Source organism: Micromonospora sp. WMMD1274, from assembly GCF_049179035.1.
Classification (GTDB): domain Bacteria; phylum Actinomycetota; class Actinomycetes; order Mycobacteriales; family Micromonosporaceae; genus Micromonospora; species Micromonospora tulbaghiae.
Window position 1 is genome coordinate 616935 of sequence record NZ_JBMHMG010000001.1, and the last position, 18091, is coordinate 635025.

Here is an 18091-nt window from a genome sequence, read left to right on the forward strand (position 1 = left end):
CTCCCGGTTCCCGGTAGTGCCCGTCGAACCCACCGCACCAGCGACACCGCCGGCTGCCGGGGTCGCCCCGCAGACTCCCGGCGTCCGCCCGGTGCCCCCGGCCCACGGTGTCACGCCGGTTCCGTCGGCTCAGGGCGTGACCGCGGTTCCACCGGCTTCGGGCGCCACCTCGCTCCCGCCGGGAACCTACGGTCGACCGGCCGTCGCTCCCGACGTGACGCCGGTGCCGCCCCGCGCCCCGGTTGCCGCACCCCCGCACCCGGCGACCTCCGGCACGTCCGTGCCCCCGCCGCCCCCCGGAGGCCCGGCGGCAACGCCGGGAACACCGCGAACGCCGGGAACGCCGGGAACGCCGGGAACGGCAACCACGGCGGGCGCGCCGGCGCCCGCGAGGCCGACGGTGCCTCCGATGCCGGGCCCGGCGTCCTCGGCCGCCGCAGGGCATGGCGCGCCCGTCTCCGCGCCGCCCGTCTCCGCGCCGCCCGCGCCCGCACGTCCGGTCCCGCCACCACCGAGCATGGCCGGCGCGTCTCCAGTCCCGTCACCACCGGCGCCGAGCGTGGCCGGCATGCCTCCGGTCCTGCCTCCGCCGGTGCCGGGCACCGCTGGGAGACCGCTACCGTCCCCGCAGGCGCCCGGCACTGCCGGCGCCCCGCCGCAGACGCCCGGTCCTGTCGGCGTCTCGCCGCAGAGGCCTGGCAAGGCGACCACGCCGCTGCCGCCCTCACGGATGCCGGGGACAGCCGGCGCGTCCCCGCTACCGCCTCCGCCGGTCATCCCGCCGCCGCCCGCGATGCCGGTCGTCGAGACGCCACCCTCCACCGGAGGCACTCCGGCTTCCCGGACCCCAGCGGCGGGAGTCCTGCCACCGCCTCCTCCGACCGTCCTCCCGCCGGCGTCACGCGTCCCGTCGCCGGAGCGCGGTGTCCTGCCACCCCCGCCGGCCGCTCCGGTCGCCCCGCCGGTCCCCGCGCCGGGGTCGACCCCGTCCGCCCCGCCGCCGGTCACCACTGCGGGCTCGACGGCGCCTCCGGTCCCGGTTGTCCAGCCGGTGGCGGAATCCGCGGCGGCCACTGCCACCTCAGCGGCGCCCACCTCGGCCCCCGTGGCGCCGCGACCGGCGCCGGCCCAACGGGCGACGCCGACGACCGAGGCCGTCCCCGCTCCCCCGCGTCCCGATACGAACCGGGCGGCCGACGCCGAAACGGGCGGGCCCGGCGCCGGTGCCACGCCGCCCGTCCCCGGTGGACCGGGCTGGGACAAGCCGACGATCCAGGTGCAGCAGATCGGCCCGCTGCTGGAAGAGGAGGCGGAACGCAACGCCGCAAAGGCAGCCCGCGACGCTTCGACGAGGCCCGCAGCGACAACCCCCGCCGCCGAACCCCCGGTCAGCGCACCCCCGGCCAGCAAAGCTCCTGCTGACACGCCGTCGCCCGGCTCGTCCGGGATGATCGCTTCCGCAGCGAGCGCACCGCCGGTGAGCACGTCCCCGGTCAGCGGACCGCCGGTGAGCGCGCCCGGTACGAGTAAAGGCGGCTCGGATGGTGCACCGGTCACCGACGCCGGTGCGCCTCCGGCGGGCGGAGCACCGCTGCCCACCGCACCCCACATCAGCGCGCCGCCCGCCAGCGCCGCGCCCGTCAGCGCGCCACCGGTCAGCGGCCCGCCCGCCGCACCGGTCAGCGCCGCACCGGTCAGCGCCGCACCGGCCGTGGGCTACCCGCCACCGGCCGGCGGACCCGCACCCGCCTATCCGCCGCCGATCAGCGCACCACCAGCGCCCGGCCACCCGACGCCGACCGGTGGGCCCACCGTGCCACCCGTCAGCGGCCCTCCTGGGCAGCCGATCAGCGGGCCACCCGCTCCCGGCTACCCGTCGCTGACCGGCACACCACCCGCGCCACCCGTCAGCGGGCCTCCGGGCCCGCCGGTCAGCGCGCCGCCCGGCCCCGGCTACCCACCGCCGATCAGCGCGCCGCCCGGCCCCGGCTACCCGCCACCGGTCAGCGCGCCGCCCGCCGGACACCCACCGGTGAGCGCTCCCCCCGGCACCTATCCGCCGCCCGTGAGCGGACCACCTGCGGCACCGGTCAGTGCCGCGCCGGTGAGCGGTTCCTCCGTACCGCCGTGGGGCATGGTCGCGCCGCCGTGGAGCAGCGTCGCCCCGTCCCAGCCGGTCGACCGGCCCACCGACCCGGAGCCGGAGGAGGACGAACCGGCGCCCGCCGACACGACCGGCGAACCGGAGCGGGACGCGCCGGAGCCGAACCGGCCGATGACGATCTACGAGGATCTGCTGGACTTCCCCGAGTCCACGCGACCGGAGCCGCCGGCCCAGCCGGAGCAGAGCGCGTGGCCGGCGACCCCGCCGATGTTCCACCAGCAGCCGGTCGAGCAGCAGGGCGCGTACCCGATGGAGCCGGAGCGGCCCGGCCGGAACCGGACGGTGCTGGCCCTGGTGGTCGGCGGTGCGGTGCTCGCGGTGGTGGCGGTGGTCGGTGTCGGCGCGGTGTTGCTGAACCGGGAGGCGGCGCCGCCTCCGGCTCCCGCGCCCGCGTCCGGCTCCGCGTCGCCGAAGGTGGCCGGGCCGCCGCCCGGTGACCTGAAGCTGCGCGATGACACCACGACCGTGACGGTGACCTGGACCGATCCGACGAACGGCGGGGTGCCCTTCGTGGTGGCGGGTGGCCGGGCCGGGCAGAAGCTCGGGGTGATGGCGACTGTGGACGCCGGGCAGACCCGGTACACGGTGAACGGACTGAGCGCGAAGCTGGACTACTGCTTCACGGTGCTGGCTGTCTATTCGACCGACTCGTACGCCACCTCGGGCCAGGTCTGCACGGACCGGGAGGGCGGCGGCACGCCGAACTGAGACGACACGCTCGGTGTCCACAGGAGGACGGTGCGGGTTTCACCGGCTCCGCACGGCACCTATGATGGCTCCCGGCTCTGGGGAGGGTCCGTCGTGCTCGGCGGTTCTCCCGCACCGACACGGGGAGGCAGCCGGCAGTGACCACCATCGAGGACGTCACGGGCACCGGGCCGGAGCCGGCCCGCCCACGGTCGCGGATGCGCGGCGGGCTGGTGACCATCGGCACGGTGGCCGCGCTGCTGGCCGCGATGGGCCTGACGGTGCTCGGGCTGGGTGCGGCCGACAACGCGGTGGCGAGCTTCGACGCGTCCTCCTGGTTGTGGAGCACCACCCGCAGCGAGCTGGCCCGGGTCAACGGCGTCACCGCGCGGGTCGACACCCGGATGGAGGTGCCGGGTGGGCGCCGGCACCAGATGCAGGTGGCCCAGACCGACCGGCTGCTGATCCTGCGCGACCTCAACACCGGCCGGGTCAGCTCGCTGGACCTGGCGACGTTGCAGATCACGGCCACCACGCCGACCGCGCCGGGGCTCGGGGTGAGTGTGGCGCTGCACGAGGACGCGGCGTTCGTCGTGGACGCGGTGCAGGGCATCGTCCGGCAGCTCGACCCGCGGGCGCTGACGCCGGTGGGCGAGCCGGTCCGCTATCCGCCGGGCATCACCGGTGGCACGTTCGACGGCGCGGGCAAGCTGTGGATCGCGGTGCCCAGCGAAGGCACCGTCTCGGCTGTGACCGCCGCCGAGCTGCCGGAGACGCCCGGTGACGCGCCGCCCGCCGGGCTCAGCCCGAAGCGGGTCGAGACGTACGACGTGGCCGAGCCGGCGCACGAGCTGGTGGTGTCCACCCTGGACGAGGGTGTCGCGGTGCTGGACCGGACCTCGGCGTCGCTGGTGACTGTGGTCGGCGGTCAGACCCAGCGGGCGGAGCTGAGCATGACCGCGCCGGGGAACCTGCCGACGCGTACCAGCGGGCCGCAGGTGCCGGTCACGGTCTCCGGTGACCGGTCGGTGCACGTGGTGCGGGACAGCCGCGAGGTGAAGCGGTTCACGGTGCCCGGCACCGGCGCCCGGCTGAGCCCGGCGGTGTCGTGGGCCGGCCGGTTCTACTGCGCCGACGAGAACACCGGCACGGTGTACGCCTTCGACACCGAGGGTCAGCTCGTGCAGACCGTGAAGGGCTCCGGCCGCCCCGGCCCGGTCGAGCTGGAGGTGCGCGAGAACCACCTGTTCATCAACCCGCCGGACTCCTCCACCGCGCAGGTGGTCGACGACCGCAACCAGGTCCGTGAGGTCGACAAGTACGCCAACGACGTGCTCGGCGGCGACCCGCCGCCGGTCGCTCCGCCGCCGCCCCCGCCGAAGAAGCCCAAGGTGTCCAAGCCGGGTGCGCCGAAGTCGGTGACAGCCGCCGCTGGTGACGCGTCGGCGCGGGTGAGCTGGCAGGCCGCCGCGTCCAACGGCGCCGAGATCACCCGGTACGTCGTGGAGGGCGCCGGCCAGACCCACCAGGTCGGCGCGAACCAGCGTGCGCTGGAGATCACGGGTCTGACCAACGGTGAGACGTACACGTTCTCGGTGCACGCGGTGAACGCCAAGGGTGAGGGTCCGGCGCGGCGCAGTAACCCGGTGGTGCCGACGGCCGAGGTGCCGGACCCGCCGGCGTCGGTGACCGCCGAGGCACGGCCGGACGGCACGGTGCGGGTGAGCTGGCCCGAGGCCGACGGCCAGGGCAACAAGATCGCGAAGTACGCGGTGACGGCGACCTCGGCCGGCGCGAGCGCCCCGGCCGGCGAGTCGGCGAAGACGGAGCTGGTGGTGCCGGCCGGGCAACTGGAGTACGGCACCCAGTACGCCTTCACCGTGACCGCGGTGAGCGAGAAGGGCGCGGGGTCGAAGGCGTCGCCGGTGAGCAACACGGTGGTGCCGTTCACCACGCCGAAGGCGCCGACTGAGCTGCGGGCGTCCACCGTCGCCGACCAGCCGGGCACGATCGCGGTGCAGTGGTCCCCGGCGGTGGACAACGGCCGCCCGGTGACGAAGTACGTCGTGGAGGCCGCCGGGAAGTCGGTCGAGGTGACCGACGTGCGGGCAACTGTCGGCGGCTTGGGCAACGGCCAGAACGTGACGGTGAAGGTCAAGGCGGTGAACGAGGCGGGGCCGGGACCGGAGGCGAGCACCACCGCGCGGACGGTGGCCGAGCCCCGGATCACGGTGACCGGCTCGTCGGCGGACGCCACGTCGGTGACCGTGACGTTCACTGTGGACGCGGGCGGCGGGCGCGCCACCTGCACGGCGGCGACCGGCGGGAAGACGGCGAGCGGCAGTTGTTCCAGCCTGCGGGTGACCGGGCTGACGCCGGGCACCGCGTACACGGTGACGCTGACCGCGAGCAACGCCGCCGGTAAGGGCACCGCTTCGCGCGCGCAGACCACCGACCCGGTGTACGGCGTCGCCACCTGCAAGAACGGTCCGGACGGCGACCAGCGGACGTACTGCGACAAGGACGTGCCGGGCCGCAACGGCAACGAGATCTTCGAGGTGCCGAGGCAGGACAACGACCGGCAGGCCGGTTGGGTGCCGGACGGCCACCGGCTGCGCACGTACTGCAAGGTGAAGGGCGAGGATGTGGACGCCTGGATCTACAACAACAACAAGCAGAGCACCTGGTGGGTCCAGGTGGAGTACAAGGGCAAGACGTACATCCCGTGGGCCTGGCTCAACCTGGAGGGCGGCGACGACCTCGGCGTCCTGCCCACCTGCTGACCGCACCCGAGAGGCACACCCGTGAACACGCACGAACCGCTGAGCCAGCCGGAGGTGCAGGGCTTCGCCGCCCTGGCCGCCCGGCTGGCCGACAACGTCAACGCGGTCGTGCTCGGTAAGCCGCAGGTGGTGCGGCTGGCGCTGACCGCGCTGTTCGCGCAGGGGCACGTGTTGCTGGAGGACGTGCCGGGCGTCGGCAAGACCACGTTGGCGCGGGCCGTCGCGGCCACGGTGAAGGGGCAGTGGCGGCGGATCCAGTTCACGCCGGACCTGCTCCCCTCCGACGTGTCGGGGGTGACCATCTTCAACCAGGCCAGCCGGGGCTTCGAGTTCCACCCGGGGCCGGTGTTCGCCAACATCGTCATCGCCGACGAGATCAACCGGGCGTCCCCGAAGACGCAGTCGGCGCTGCTGGAGGTGATGGAGGAGCGGACCGTCACCGTGGACGGCGTACGGCACCCGGTGCCGCAGCCGTTCCTGGTGGTGGCCACGCAGAACCCGGTGGAGATGGACGGCACCTACCGGCTGCCCGAGGCCCAGCTCGACCGGTTCCTGGTGAAGCTGTCGGTCGGCTATCCGGACGAGGCGGTCGAGGTGGAGGTGCTGCGCGGCGCCACGGTCCGCTCCCCCGACTCGCTGACCGCCGTCACCGACACCGCCACTGTGGGCGAGATGGTGAAGATGGCCCGGCGGGTGCACATCGCCGAGCCGCTCTACGCGTACGCGGTGCGGCTGGCCGCGGCGACGCGTACCCATCCGCAGGTGCGGGTCGGGGTGAGCCCGCGCGGGGTGATCGCGCTGACCCGGGCGGCGTGCGCGTACGCGCTGATCGACGGCCGCGGCTGGATCATGCCGGAGGACCTGAAGGCGCTCGTCGAGCCGGTGTTCGCGCACCGGCTGCTGCTCACCCCCGACGCGCAGGTGCGTGGTGTGACGCCCGCCGAGGTGCTGCGTCAGGCGGTCGCGTCGGTGCCGGTGCCGCTGCCGTCGGGCCAGGCCACAGCGGTGCACGGCTGAGCGTGGGGATCACCGCCCGTGGCATCGGGCTGCTCGTCGCCGCCCTGGTGCTGCTCGGCGTGGGGTTCCGGTACGCGTACCCGGAGCTGACGGTGCTCGGCGCGGCGGCGGCGGTGGCGGTCGGCTACGCCGTGGTGAACGCGGCCTGGCGGCCCCGGCTGAGCGTGGCACGGCGGGCCGACCCGGACCGGGTGGCCCGGGGTGAGCCGGCGGCGATGGAGCTGACGGTGCGCAACACCGGCCGGTTGCGGGCGGCGAACCTGGTGGCCGAGGACCGCTGCGCCGGGGCGATGGTGCCGGTGCCGCTGCTGCGGTTGCGGCCGGGCGCGGACACGGTGGTGCGCTACGACGTGCCGACGCACCGGCGCGGGGTGGTGCCGGTGGGGCCGCTGCGGGTGGTGCGCCGGGATCCGCTGGGCCTGGTGGCGCTGGCGCGCGGCTACGGCGGCACGGTGCCGGTGTGGGTGCACCCGCGCATCCACCCGCTCTCCGCGGTGCCCACCGGTGCCGGGCGCAGCCTGGACGGGCGTACCGACAGCGTGCCGCACGGGTCGATCACGTTCGACTCGCTGCGGGAGTACGTGGTGGGCGACGAGTTGCGCCGCGTGCACTGGCGCACCAGCGCCCGGGTGGGTGAGCTGATGGTGCGGGAGAACGTGGACACCAGCCTGCCTCGCCTGGTGGTGGTGCTGGACAACCGCGCATCCGCGTACCCGGACCGGGCCGGTGGCGTCGCGGCGTCGTTCGAGTCGGCGTGCGAGGCGGCGGCGTCGGTGGTGGCCGCCGCGGTGCGGGAGGACCTGCCGGTGCACCTGCTGCTCGTCGTACCGGCCGAGGTGGAGCCCGCGGGCGCGGCCGGGCCGCTGGACCGGCTCGCAGCTGTGGAGCTGGCGGACGCCGGGCCGGACGTGCTGCCCGCCGCGACGGGCAGGCTGCGGCGGGACCGGCTCGGCGACACGCTCGTCTTCCTGACCGGGCCGGGTGGCCGCGACGACCTGGGGCACGTGGGCGCGCTGCGTGGCGCGTACCCGTCGGTGGTGGTCGGGATGTTCGGCGCGGACGGGCCGACGCCGGCGGGCGCGGCGGGCCTCACGGTGCTGGACGCGGCCGACGGCGCGGCGTTCGCCGCCGAGTGGGACGGGGTCCGCCGGTGGTGACGCCGCCGCGGGTCGAACCGTCGGCGGACGGGCGCGTGGCCCGGGCGCTGCGGGCCGTGCCGGTCCCGGCCGCGCTGATCGTGCTGGTCGCGCTCTCCGGCGTGGTGCTGGGCCGGGTGTACGCGGACCCGCTGCTGACCCGGCTCATGGCCGGCGCGGCGGTCGGCTCGGTGCTGGTCAGCGTGGCCGCCCGGCGGCTGCCGTCCTGGCTGGTCGCGCCGCTGTCGGTGGCCGCGCTGGCCGGGTGGACGCTGCTGTCGCTGCGGCTGGCCGCCGCGCACGCGGCGCTGCCCGGCGGGCTCGGCGAGGTGACCGCCGACGCGGCCCGCAACGCGATCCCCCGGCTGCTCACCGCGATGATCCCGGTCGAGCCGGCGCCGGACACGGTGCTGGTCCCGGTGGTCGCGGCGTGGCTGGCCGGGCTGACCGCCGCCGAGGTGGCGCTGCGGGCCGGGCGGGTGCTGCTGGGCTACCTGCCGCCGGCGCTGCTCTACGCGGGCGCGCTCTACGTGGTGGGGCCGAACGCCGATCCGGCGATCGGCTCGACGGTGCTGTTCGCGGCCGTCGCGGCGGCCGGCCTGGCGACGCCCGGGCGCCGCGACGGCCCGGCGCCCGATCCGGTCGCCGGCCTCAGTCCTGCGGTACGCGCGGCGGTACGGCTGCGTCTGGTGGCGGCGAGCGCGGCCGGGCTCGCTGTGGTGGTGGCGCTGGCGGCGCTGCTCGCCCCGGTGGTGGCCGCCCGGGTCGACGAGCGGCCGGTCGACCCGCGCCGCTACGTGGAGCCGCCCCGGGTGGAGTCGCTGGACGAGAACCCGCTGATCCGGATCTCCGGGTGGGCGCTCAACCCGGACCAGCGGCTGCTCGACGTGCGCACGAGCGGGGGCGCGGCCGGGGACGGGTCGCCGCGGATCCGGCTGGCGGTGCTCAGCGACTACGACGGGGTGACCTGGCGGGTCGGTGCCACGTACCGCAACGCGGGGCGGATCCTGCCCGCCGCCGAGCCGGCCCCGAACGCGGCCACCGACGAGGTGCGCCAGGAGATCACCGTCGGCGACCTGACCGGGCGGCTGCTGCCGGCGGTGCCCACGCCGCGCGAGGTGACCGGCGCGCGGGTGGCGTACGACCCGGCGACCGGAACGCTGATCCGGCCGGAAGGGCTCGCGCCGGGCCTGCGGTACGAGGTGTCGTCGGTGCGGGAGCGCCCGGACGCGAACCTGCTGCCCACGGCGAACGTGCCCGCCGGTGACGAGGTGGCCCGGGTGCTGCGGGTGGCCAACGGCGCGCCGGAGCCGGTGCGACGGCTCGCCACCCAGCTCGCCGAGTCGAACGGCGCCCCGTACGCGCGTGCCGACGCGATCGCCGCGTTCCTGGCCGAGCACTACCGGGTGACCGCCGACGCGCCCAGCGGGCACGCGTACCCGAACCTGGCGTTCTTCCTGTTCGGACCGCGTAACGGCGGCGGGCAGCGGGGCACGTCGGAGCAGTTCGCCGCCGCGTTCGCGGTGCTCGGCCGCCTCGCCGGCCTGCCGACCCGGGTGGTGGTCGGGTTCGAGCCCAAGGGCGACGGTCCGGTGCGGGCCGCCGACGCGTACGCCTGGCCGGAGGTGCTGTTCGACGGCGTCGGCTGGGTGCCGTTCGACCCGATGCCGCGTCCGGACTCCGAGCCCCGCCCGGTGGAGGAGGACTTCCGGCCACAGCCGGAGGATCCGCCGCCGTCGGAGGTGCCGGCGCCCACCGAGGAGCCGAGCGCCACTCCCCCGGCCGCCGCGCCCGCGCCCGGCCGGAGCGAGCGTGGGCTCGGCACGCCGGTGCTGGTCGGCGGCGGTGCCGGTGGCCTGCTGCTGGTGGTCGGGGCGGTGCTGGCGGTGCTCGTGGCGATGCGCCGCCGGCTGACCCGCTCCCGGTTGGACGCCGGTGACCCGGGCGAGCGGGTCGCCGGTGCGTGGCGGGAGCTGACCGACGCGCTGCGGCTGGCCGGGCACCCGGTCGGGCCGGACCTGGCGGCGGCCGAGGTCGCCGAGCGGGCCCGCCGGACGCTCGCCGAGGCGCGCGCGGCGCGGCCCGGAGAGGGCGCGGCGAGCGGCGACCCGGATGGCGCGGTGGTGGACGAGCTGGCCGGTCTGCTCAACCAGGCGGGCTTCGCGCCGGGCAGCGTCACGCCGGAACAGGCGGAGCGGGCCGCACGGCTGAGCGCCGGCTTCGCCGACGCGCTGCGTTCGGCCCGGTCGCGGTGGCGACAGGTGCTGTGGGCGGTCCATCCGGGGCCGCTCCGGTGGCGACGCTGATCAACAGCCGTAACCGGATCGCCGGGCCGGTACCTCTACGAGCCGTCCTGAGTGGGGCACCGGCGGCCGGCTTACGGAAGTAGGGTGAGCGGTGATCTGGATCAGGAACCGGCGTTTTCGTCTGCTCTGGACCAGTACGCTCTTGTCCAACCTGGGCAATTGGCTGATGATCGTCGCGGTACCGGTCCACGTCTACACGATGACCGGGTCGACGCTCAGCAGCGGTTTCGCCTTCGTCGCGCAGACCCTGCCCGCGATCGTCTTCGCGCCCCTGGCCGGGGTGCTGGCCGACCAGTGGGACCGGCGCGCGGTGATGGTCGGCGCGGACCTGCTGCGCATGGCCGTCGTGCTCGCGCTGGTCGTGGTCGACGATCCGGGCATGCTGTGGCTGCTCTACACGGTGATGTTCTTCGAGAGCGCGATCGGGCACGTCTTCCAGCCCGCGGCCCGGGCGGTGGTGCCCGCCATCGTCGGCCGGGGCGGTGACCTGGAGGCGGCAAACTCCTGGAACACGGTGGCGAGCGGCGTCGTCCGCCTCGCCGGCGCGCCCCTGGGCGGCGCGCTCTACGCCCTCGTGGGTTTCGACGCTCTGGTGCTGATCGACTCCGCGACGTACCTGGCCTCGGCCGTACTGATCTTCGGAATGGGCCGGCTGCGGGTGGCCGACGACGGACACCGGCCGGGCACGTCGTCCTGGCTGGCCGCTTTCCGGGGGCAGATCCGGGAGGGTCTTGCCTTCCTCTTCGGGCATCCCGTCCTCCGCACGACGCTCGGCGTCTCCAGCATCTTCCTGATGGCGAACGCCGCTCTGAACGTGCTTCTCGTGCCGTACGTCATCAGCGTCCTCGGCGGCGACGCCGGCGATGTCGGCGTGCTCATGGCCGCGCTGGGCGGCGGCTTCCTGGCCAGCGCGTACGTCGGCAACGTGCTGTCCCGAAGCGGTCTCCTCCGGCTGTCGTTCACCGGCTGCCTGGCGGCGATCACCCTCTGCTTCGCGGGGCTCTTCCTCATCCACCACTTCGCCGCCGCGCTGGTCTTCATCGCCCTGGCCGGCCTGCCCGGTGGCGCGTTGCTGATGCTGGTCCAGGTTCAGGTCCAGCGCCACACCCCGGACCGCCAGCTCGGCCGGGTCGGATCCGCCTTCTCCGCCGCCGAGATGGCCGCGACCGTCGTGGGTGCCTCGGCGGGCAGCATCGCCGGGCAGCAGTTGCCCCTCATCACCACGGTCTGGCTCGTGATCGGCGTACTGGCGGCCGGCGCAGCAGTCGCCGCCCTCCTGCTACCCACCCGGTCCGGACCGCCGGCGGCGGAGCCGGTGGTGACGGCAACTCCGCCGGCGACAGCCGGAACCGGTGGCGACGGCTGAATCGCCGTCGATCCGTCACGACTGAGGGGAGTTCGCCCGCAGCTTCCGGACGAGCTTGCGCAGCCCGGCCTGCCAGCCGTCCGGGTCCTCGGCGCGACGGCGGGCGTAGTCGGCGACCTCGGGGTGCGGCAGGATCAGGAACCGCTCCTCGGCCAGCCCGGCGACGACCGCGTCGGCGACCTGGTCCGGGGTGAGGATCGTCCCGGACGCGGCGATCACCCGGGCGCCCAGGTGCCCCTCGGCGAGGCCGTCGGCGAGCATCGGGGTGTCCACGCCCTGCGGGCACAGCGCGCTGACCCGGATGCCGGCGTCCCGGTAGGTGATCGCCAGCCACTCGGCGAGACCCACGGCGGCGTGCTTGGTGGCGGTGTACGGGGCGTCGCCGACGGCGGTCAGCAGTCCGGCCGCCGAGCAGGTGAGCAGCAGGTGTCCCTGGCCCCGGCTGAGCATCCCGGGCAGCACGGCGCGGGCGCTGTGCAGGTGCCCGAGCACGTTCACCTTCCAGGCCCGGTCCCAGTCGGCGTCGGGCGCGTCGATGCCACCGCCGGTGGCCACGCCGGCGTTGGCGCAGAACAGGTCGATCCGGCCGTGACGGCGCTCGATCTCCTCGACCAGCGCGTGCACCGCCGCCTCGTCGGTGACGTCCAGCCCGACGCCGCTCGCGACCGGGCCGATCGCGTCGGCCGCCGCGCGGGCCGCGTCGGCGGCCAGGTCGGCCAGGACGATCGCGGCGGCGCCCTCGGCGGCGAACCGGCGGCCCAGCGCCGCGCCGATCCCACCGGCCCCGCCGGTGATCACCACCACCCGGTCGGTCAGGTTCATCTCAGGCCACCTTTCCGGGGCCGAGCCGGGGCAGCAGGTCCATCCAGGCCGCCGCGCCGCCCTCGGTGATCTCCGGCGTGGGCAGCACCGCGATGACCGGCACGTCGACGCCGTTGTCGGCGTACCGGCGGACGGATGCCACGCACTGCTCGGGCGAGCCGTGCAGCACCAGCGCGTCGACCACCTCGTCCGGTACGGCGGCGGAGGCGCCCCGCCGGTCCCCCGCGGCCCAGGCCTCCCACATCGGGCCGAGCGAGTCCTCGCGGCCCAGCCACCTGTGGAAGGCGGCGTACGCGGGCACGGTCAGGTAGCCGGTGATCATGCGGCGGCCCAGTGCGCGGGCGTAGGCGGCGTCCTCGGTGGGGCAGACGAAGATGCGGGCGGCGACGTCGAAGCCGGGCCGGCGCTCCCCCACCTCGGCGAGCGCGGTCGGCACGTCGTCGGCGGCCAGCCAGTTGAGGATCACCCCGTCGGCCTCGGCGGCGGCCAGGCGCAGCATGCCGGGGCGCAGCGCGGCCAGCACGACCGGCGGCGGCACGCTGGGCGGGCGCTCCAGCGTGAACCGCCGGACGGCGAACGTGTCGAACGCCCCGTCGACGGTCTCGCCGCGCAACGCGGCCCGCAGGAACCGCAGCACGTCCCGGGTGCGCTTGAACGGCTCGTCGAACGCGATCGCGTTCCAGTCGCGTACCAGCACCGGCGAGGAGGAGCCGACGCCGAGCGCGAAGCGGCCCGGCGCGGCCTCGGCCAGCGCGGCGGCGCTCATCGCGAGCAGTCCGGGCCCTCTGGTGAACACCGGCGTGATCGCGGTGCCGAGGCGCAGCCGTGGCGACCACGCGGCGGCCAGGGCCAGCGGGGTGAACGCGTCGGCGCCGGCCACCTCCGACGACCAGACGTCGGTGAACCCGGCGTCGTCCAGGGCCGCGTAGACAGCGGCGTGGTCGGCGAGCGGAATTCCGCCCAACGGCACGGTCATGCCCCATCGGTTCGTCACCCGTCGATGGTGCCCGTCCGGCAGCGCCCGGAGCAAGATCCAGGCAGATATGGGTGATCCGCTCCGAGTTGCCGGGAAAGAGTGTTACGACTGCCGCATGAGTCGGACCGGGGACGGGGCCCGGCGGTGAGGACCGCCGAGCCGGCCGCGCTGCGCAGCTCCGGCGGCGGACCCGACCGGGCCACGTTCCTGGAACTCTTCTTCGACCTCGTGTACGTGTTCGCGCTGACCCGGATCTCGGCGCGCGCCTTCGAGGACCTGGTGCTGGAGGGCGGGCAGACCGGCTGGACGGCGGTGACCGGCGGCGGCAAGACACTGCTGTTGCTGCTCGCGCTCTGGGCGGTCTGGCAGGGCACGGCGTGGACCACCAGCCGCTACGACCCGCACCACCTGTGGTTGCAGGTCATCGTGATCACCGCGTTGATCTCGGCGATGGTGATGGGGGTGGCGATCCCGCGCGCGTTCAGCCACAGCGGCCTGATGTTCGCCGCCGCGTACGTGGTGGCCCAGGTGAGCCGGCCGGCGATCCTCGTGCTGGTGCTGCACAGGCAGCAGTACCGCCGGCTCAAGCTGCGCATGTTGATCACGTTCTGCGCCACGGGTGTGCTCTGGCTGGCCGGCGCGCTGCTGCCGGGCAGCGCCCGGGTGGTGCTCTGGACCACGGCACTGCTGCTGGAGTACCTCGCCGCCCGGTTCGGCTGGCCGATGCCCGGTCTGGGCCGCTCGACCGTCTCCCGGTGGGACATCCACGGCGAGCACCTGGCCGAGCGCTACCAGCAGATCTTCCTGGTCGCGCTCGGTGAGACGATCCTGCTCGCCGGCCTGGCCTTCACCCGCTCCCCCACCAGCCCGGGCATGGTCGCCGCGTTCGCCGTCGCGCTCGCGACCTCGGTGCTGCTGTGGCGGATCTACGTGCAGCGGGCCGGGCAGATCCTGGGCGAGGCGGTGACCCGGGCCGCCCATCCGGCCACCGTCGGCCGGTCCGCCGCCGACACCCACCTGGTCATGGTGATCGGGGTGGTCGCCACCGCGATCGGCTACGAGCTGGTCATCGAGCATCCGGCCGGGCACAACGAACTGCCCTGGCTGGCCATGATCCTCGGCGGGCCGGCCGTGTTCCTGGCCGGCCGGGCCCGCTTCGAGTACGAGGTGTTCGGCCGCGTCTCCCCGTCCCGGCTGGTGGGGATCGCCGCGCTGCTGCTGCCCGCACCGCTGCTGGTGCGCCTCGCGCCGCTCGTCGCGGCGATCCTCGCCGCGCTGGTCCTCACGGCGGTGGCGGTGGCCGACGCGCGCCGCGCCTGGGGCCGCCCGCCGGAGGAGGCGGCGACGCCGTTCTGAGCGGCGACGCCGGTGCGGCCACACCGCTACCGGGCTACGATCCGCGCGTGACCTTCTCGCTCGTCGCCCGCTCCGCCGACGGGCACCTGTACGGCGTGGCGGTGGCCAGCCGCTTCCTCGCCGCCGGGGCGCTCGTGCCGGCCGCCGAGGCACTGGTGGGCGCGGTCGCCACCCAGGCGCACGCCAACCTCGCCTACCGGGCGCAGGCGCTCGCGTTGCTGCGTACCGGCGTCAGCGCCACCGACGCGGTGGCCGGGCTGGTCGCCGCCGACCCCGGCCGCGACGACCGGCAGCTCGCCGTGGTGGGGGCGACCGGCGACGGGGCCACCTGGACCGGACCGCGCTGCCACCCCTGGGCGGGCGGGCAGGCCGGCGACGGCTGGGCCGCGCAGGGCAACATCCTGACCGGCCCGCAGGTGATCGACGCGCTGCGCGACGCCTGGCTGGCCCGCGACGACCTGCCGTTCCCGCAGCGCATGCTGGCGGCGCTCACCGCCGGTGACGCGGCCGGCGGTGACCGGCGCGGCCGGCAGAGCGCCGCGATACTCGTGGTGCAGCGCCACGGCGGCTACGCCGGCACCGGCGACGAACTGGTGGACCTGCGCGTGGACGACCACGACGACCCGGTCGCCGAGCTGCGCCGCCTGCTCGGCATCCACCACATGCTGTTCGGCCGCCCCGACCCGGCCACGCTGCGGGATCTCACCGGTCCGCTCGCGGCAGAGGTGGCGGAGCTGCTCGCCGCCACCGGTCACCCGGTCGGCCCGGCCGGCCTGGACGACGCGCTGGCGGCCTGGACCGGCCTGGAGAACCTGGAGGAACGCTTCGTGCCCGGCCGGATCGACCCGATCGTGCTGGATCACCTGCGGCGGTGTGCCGGGCGCTGAGCGGAGGTCAGCCGCCGAACGCGAGCCGGCCGATGCCGGCACGGGCCAGCTCGGCCTGCTCGTCGCCGGTCAGCGGCAGCCGCCCGGTGGCCTTGCGCAGCACGGTGAGCGCGTCCCAGCGCAGGCCCGGCGGCACCGGCGCGCCGCCGGTGAGCACGCCGGCCGCCACGGCCGCCGCGGGCGGGGTCAGCCACGGCGGCCGGTCCAGCGCGTCGGCCAGGTCCAGGCCGTGCACCGCGACCTCCACCACGCGGGTACGCAGGAACTCCGGCAGCGCCATCGCGTCACCGTGGCGGGTGCGTACCACCCGGCCGGGCGGCGCGGCGGCGACCGCCTCGTCGGTGGCGCGCCAGGCCCGGGCGAACTCCCCGGCCACCTCGGCCGCGCCCGGGTGCTCCCGGGCGGCCCGGCGGGCCGAGTCGACGCGGTCCCGGTCGACCGGCGGGCTGAACTTGGCCGCGCCGAAGTAGGCGGCGGCGTCGACCTCGGCGCGGGGCGGCGCGGGTTCGGCGAGCATCAGGGCCAGGCGCCCGGCTCCGGTGCTCACGTGCGCGATCAGGTCGCGTACCCGCCAGGGCGGGCACGGGGTGGGCCGGTCCAGCGCCGCGTCGTCCAGGTCGCGCAGCACCCGTTCCAGGCGTTCGCACTCGGCCCGGAACGCCGCCCGTACGGTCTGCACCGGCGGTCAGCCCTTCCAGCGGGGCACCAGCCGGTGCACCACGACCAGCACCAGCGCGGCCACCACGGCGATCGTGCCGGCGATGCCGGCCGCGCTGCCCGCGTACCCGATGAACAGCGGACGGCGGCCGAGCGCCTCGACGGGGACTGTGGAACGGTCGACGAGCCAGGACAGCGCCACCGCGGAGGCCAGCAGGGCCACCACGCCGGCGCCGCCGAGCACGGCGCCGGCCACCCGGTGCGCGTCGCCCGGCTCCACCACCGCCTGCTCGCGCTGGAAGAACAGCAGCACCAGTCCGGCGACCGCCGCCCAGGCGCCGACCACCAGGTACGCGGCGACCGCGTCGCTGGGCCGGTGCCAGCCGGCGGAGAGCGTGGCGACGCCCGCGGCGGCGGCGTACCCGGCGCCGAGGAACGCCCCGGCGACCCGCAGCTTGCGCGGCAGCACCAGGATCAGCGCGACCGCGACCGAGGCGGCCACCGTGGTGTGCCCGCTGGGCAGGCTGTTGCCGGCGGCGGCCCGTTCCGGGTCGATGCCGAAGTCGGGCCGGGCCAGGTAGTGCTTGAGCAGCTGGGTGGTCACGTTGGCGCCGGCGATCAGCAGCGTCGCGGTGACGGCGAGCGCCTTGCGTCCCCGGATCAGCGCGATGAAGCCGATCACGGCGGTCGCGGCCAGCAGCGACACCACCGACATGGCGTTGAGGAGTGTGTCCACCGGATCGTCGATGCGGTCCTGGCCGATCCGGTTGCCGGTGAGCGCCACCGTGTCCAGCCACTGGCCCAGTTCGGTGTGTACGGCGAAGCGCCACACCAGCCCGAACGCGGCTGTCTGGATCAGGGCCAGTACGACCAACCAGACCGCCGTCCAACCCCTCGCCGTCTCCCGCACCCGGACAACTTAACGGTAGGTCCGCTCCGGCGCGCGGCGGAGCGCCATCGGCGGCGGCGTACGGTGAGGCGGGCGATTTCGAGGAGGTGGCGCGTGACCGGCACGCCGCAGCGGCAACCGGCGGACGGGCCGCGGCCGGAGTCGCTGGCCGACCTGCTCGGCGGCCGGCGCGGGGCGGTGGACGCGACGCTTCCCCCGCTGGCGTTCGGGCTCGGCTGGGTGCTCGGTGGCCTGGGCGGCGGCGTGCTCGCGGCGGTGCTGACCGGCACGGCGGTGGCCGGCTGGCGGTGGCGGCGCGGCGACCGTCCCCGCTCGGTGCTGGTCGGGCTGCTCGCGGTCTGCGTGGCCGCGCTCGTCGCGTTGCGTACCGGCCGGGCCGCCGACTTCTTCCTGCTCCAGATCGCCGCCAACACCGCGAGCGCGCTGGCCTGGGCGGTGAGCATCGTGGTGCGGTGGCCGCTGCTGGGTGTGGTGGTCGGCACGGCGCTGGGCCAGCGCACCCGGTGGCGGCGCGACCCGGCGCTGCTGCGGGCGTACGGCCGGGCCAGCTGGGTGTGGGCGGCCACCTACGTGCTGCGGGTCGCGGTGCTCGTCCCACTGTGGCTGTACGGGCAGGTGGTCGCGCTCACAGTGGCGCGGGCGGCGCTGACCTGGCCGCTGATCGCGGCGGCGCTGACGGGGAGCTGGGTGGTGATCCGGCGCTCGCTGCCGGCCGGACATCCGGGGCTGCGGCACCCGGTGGACCCGGCGGACGCGGACGGTGTGGCGGCGCGCACAGAATAATGGAGAGGCCGCCACGGGGGGAGCGGCCTCTCCGTCAAATACGTTACTCCGTCCAGGGCCCGGATGTGATCCCGTGGACCGCTGAATTTTCCGTGCCTTTTCGCGCCATGGGTCGTCGCCGGGCGGAGTGGTGGGCCGGCCGGTCCGCTGCGTCGGCCGGACGGCCGGCCCACCCGGCCTGACCGTGGGCGTCAGGCCGTTCGCCGACCCGGCCGCTCCGTTCCCCCATCGGCCGGGTCGG

General features: G+C 75.7%; 13 protein-coding genes. 9 read left to right on the top strand and 4 right to left on the bottom strand.

The features are described from left to right. Nucleotides 1-1477: 1477 nt before the first annotated feature. From ACN27D_RS02420 to ACN27D_RS02445, 6 genes are all read left to right on the top strand, one after another. On the top strand, nt 1478-2872 hold the full coding sequence (locus tag ACN27D_RS02420) for a hypothetical protein (RefSeq protein ID WP_421501098.1): 1395 nt from the start codon (nt 1478-1480) through the stop codon (nt 2870-2872). Between the two features lie 197 nt (nt 2873-3069). After that, entirely contained in the window at nt 3070-5634 is a 2565-nt protein-coding gene (locus tag ACN27D_RS02425; RefSeq protein ID WP_364809165.1) for a fibronectin type III domain-containing protein, read from the top strand. 21 nt (nt 5635-5655) lie between these two features. Then, on the top strand, nt 5656-6651 hold the full coding sequence (locus ACN27D_RS02430; protein WP_013287288.1) for an AAA family ATPase: 996 nt from the start codon (nt 5656-5658) through the stop codon (nt 6649-6651). 2 nt (nt 6652-6653) lie between these two features. Further along, nucleotides 6654-7808 carry a DUF58 domain-containing protein gene (locus ACN27D_RS02435; protein WP_421498445.1) on the top strand — a complete coding sequence of 385 codons (1155 nt, stop codon included), beginning with the start codon at nt 6654-6656 and terminating at the stop codon, nt 7806-7808. Then, entirely contained in the window at nt 7802-10093 is a 2292-nt protein-coding gene (locus tag ACN27D_RS02440) for a transglutaminaseTgpA domain-containing protein (protein ID WP_421498446.1), read from the top strand. Before ACN27D_RS02435 ends, ACN27D_RS02440 begins: the two co-directional genes overlap by 7 nt. Nucleotides 10094-10184: 91 nt before the next feature. Then, the gene (locus tag ACN27D_RS02445; RefSeq protein ID WP_030500373.1) at nt 10185-11459 is read left to right on the top strand and encodes an MFS transporter; all 1275 of its coding nucleotides are present in this window, start codon (nt 10185-10187) and stop codon (nt 11457-11459) included. 15 nt (nt 11460-11474) lie between these two features. On the opposite strand, the gene ACN27D_RS02450 is transcribed toward ACN27D_RS02445, so the two are convergent. Continuing rightward, the gene (locus ACN27D_RS02450; RefSeq protein WP_421498447.1) at nt 11475-12281 is read right to left on the bottom strand and encodes an SDR family oxidoreductase; all 807 of its coding nucleotides are present in this window, start codon (nt 12279-12281) and stop codon (nt 11475-11477) included. Nucleotide 12282: 1 nt separating this feature from the next. Further along, on the bottom strand, nt 12283-13257 hold the full coding sequence (locus ACN27D_RS02455) for an LLM class F420-dependent oxidoreductase (RefSeq protein ID WP_114920899.1): 975 nt from the start codon (nt 13255-13257) through the stop codon (nt 12283-12285). 144 nt (nt 13258-13401) lie between these two features. Between ACN27D_RS02455 and ACN27D_RS02460 the strand changes: the two genes are divergently transcribed. Together ACN27D_RS02460 and ACN27D_RS02465 are read left to right on the top strand one after the other, a co-directional pair. Then, the gene (locus ACN27D_RS02460; RefSeq protein ID WP_120569061.1) at nt 13402-14613 is read left to right on the top strand and encodes a low temperature requirement protein A; all 1212 of its coding nucleotides are present in this window, start codon (nt 13402-13404) and stop codon (nt 14611-14613) included. Between the two features lie 47 nt (nt 14614-14660). Further along, nucleotides 14661-15500: a DUF1028 domain-containing protein gene (locus ACN27D_RS02465; protein ID WP_252447707.1), complete on the top strand. Its 840-nt coding sequence runs from the start codon at nt 14661-14663 to the stop codon at nt 15498-15500. A gap of 7 nt (nt 15501-15507) precedes the next feature. On the opposite strand, the gene ACN27D_RS02470 is transcribed toward ACN27D_RS02465, so the two are convergent. Continuing rightward, a complete protein-coding gene (locus ACN27D_RS02470; RefSeq protein ID WP_421498448.1) occupies nt 15508-16179 on the bottom strand; it encodes a maleylpyruvate isomerase N-terminal domain-containing protein in 672 nt (223 codons plus the stop codon). A gap of 6 nt (nt 16180-16185) precedes the next feature. Continuing rightward, a complete protein-coding gene (locus tag ACN27D_RS02475) occupies nt 16186-17067 on the bottom strand; it encodes a phosphatase PAP2 family protein (RefSeq protein WP_252447705.1) in 882 nt (293 codons plus the stop codon). Nucleotides 17068-17160: 93 nt separating this feature from the next. On the opposite strand from ACN27D_RS02475, the gene ACN27D_RS02480 reads away from it, so the two are divergent. Continuing rightward, nucleotides 17161-17850 (top strand): DUF3159 domain-containing protein, encoded by a 690-nt coding sequence (locus tag ACN27D_RS02480; protein WP_421498449.1) that lies wholly within the window; start codon nt 17161-17163, stop codon nt 17848-17850. Nucleotides 17851-18091 lie beyond the last annotated feature (241 nt).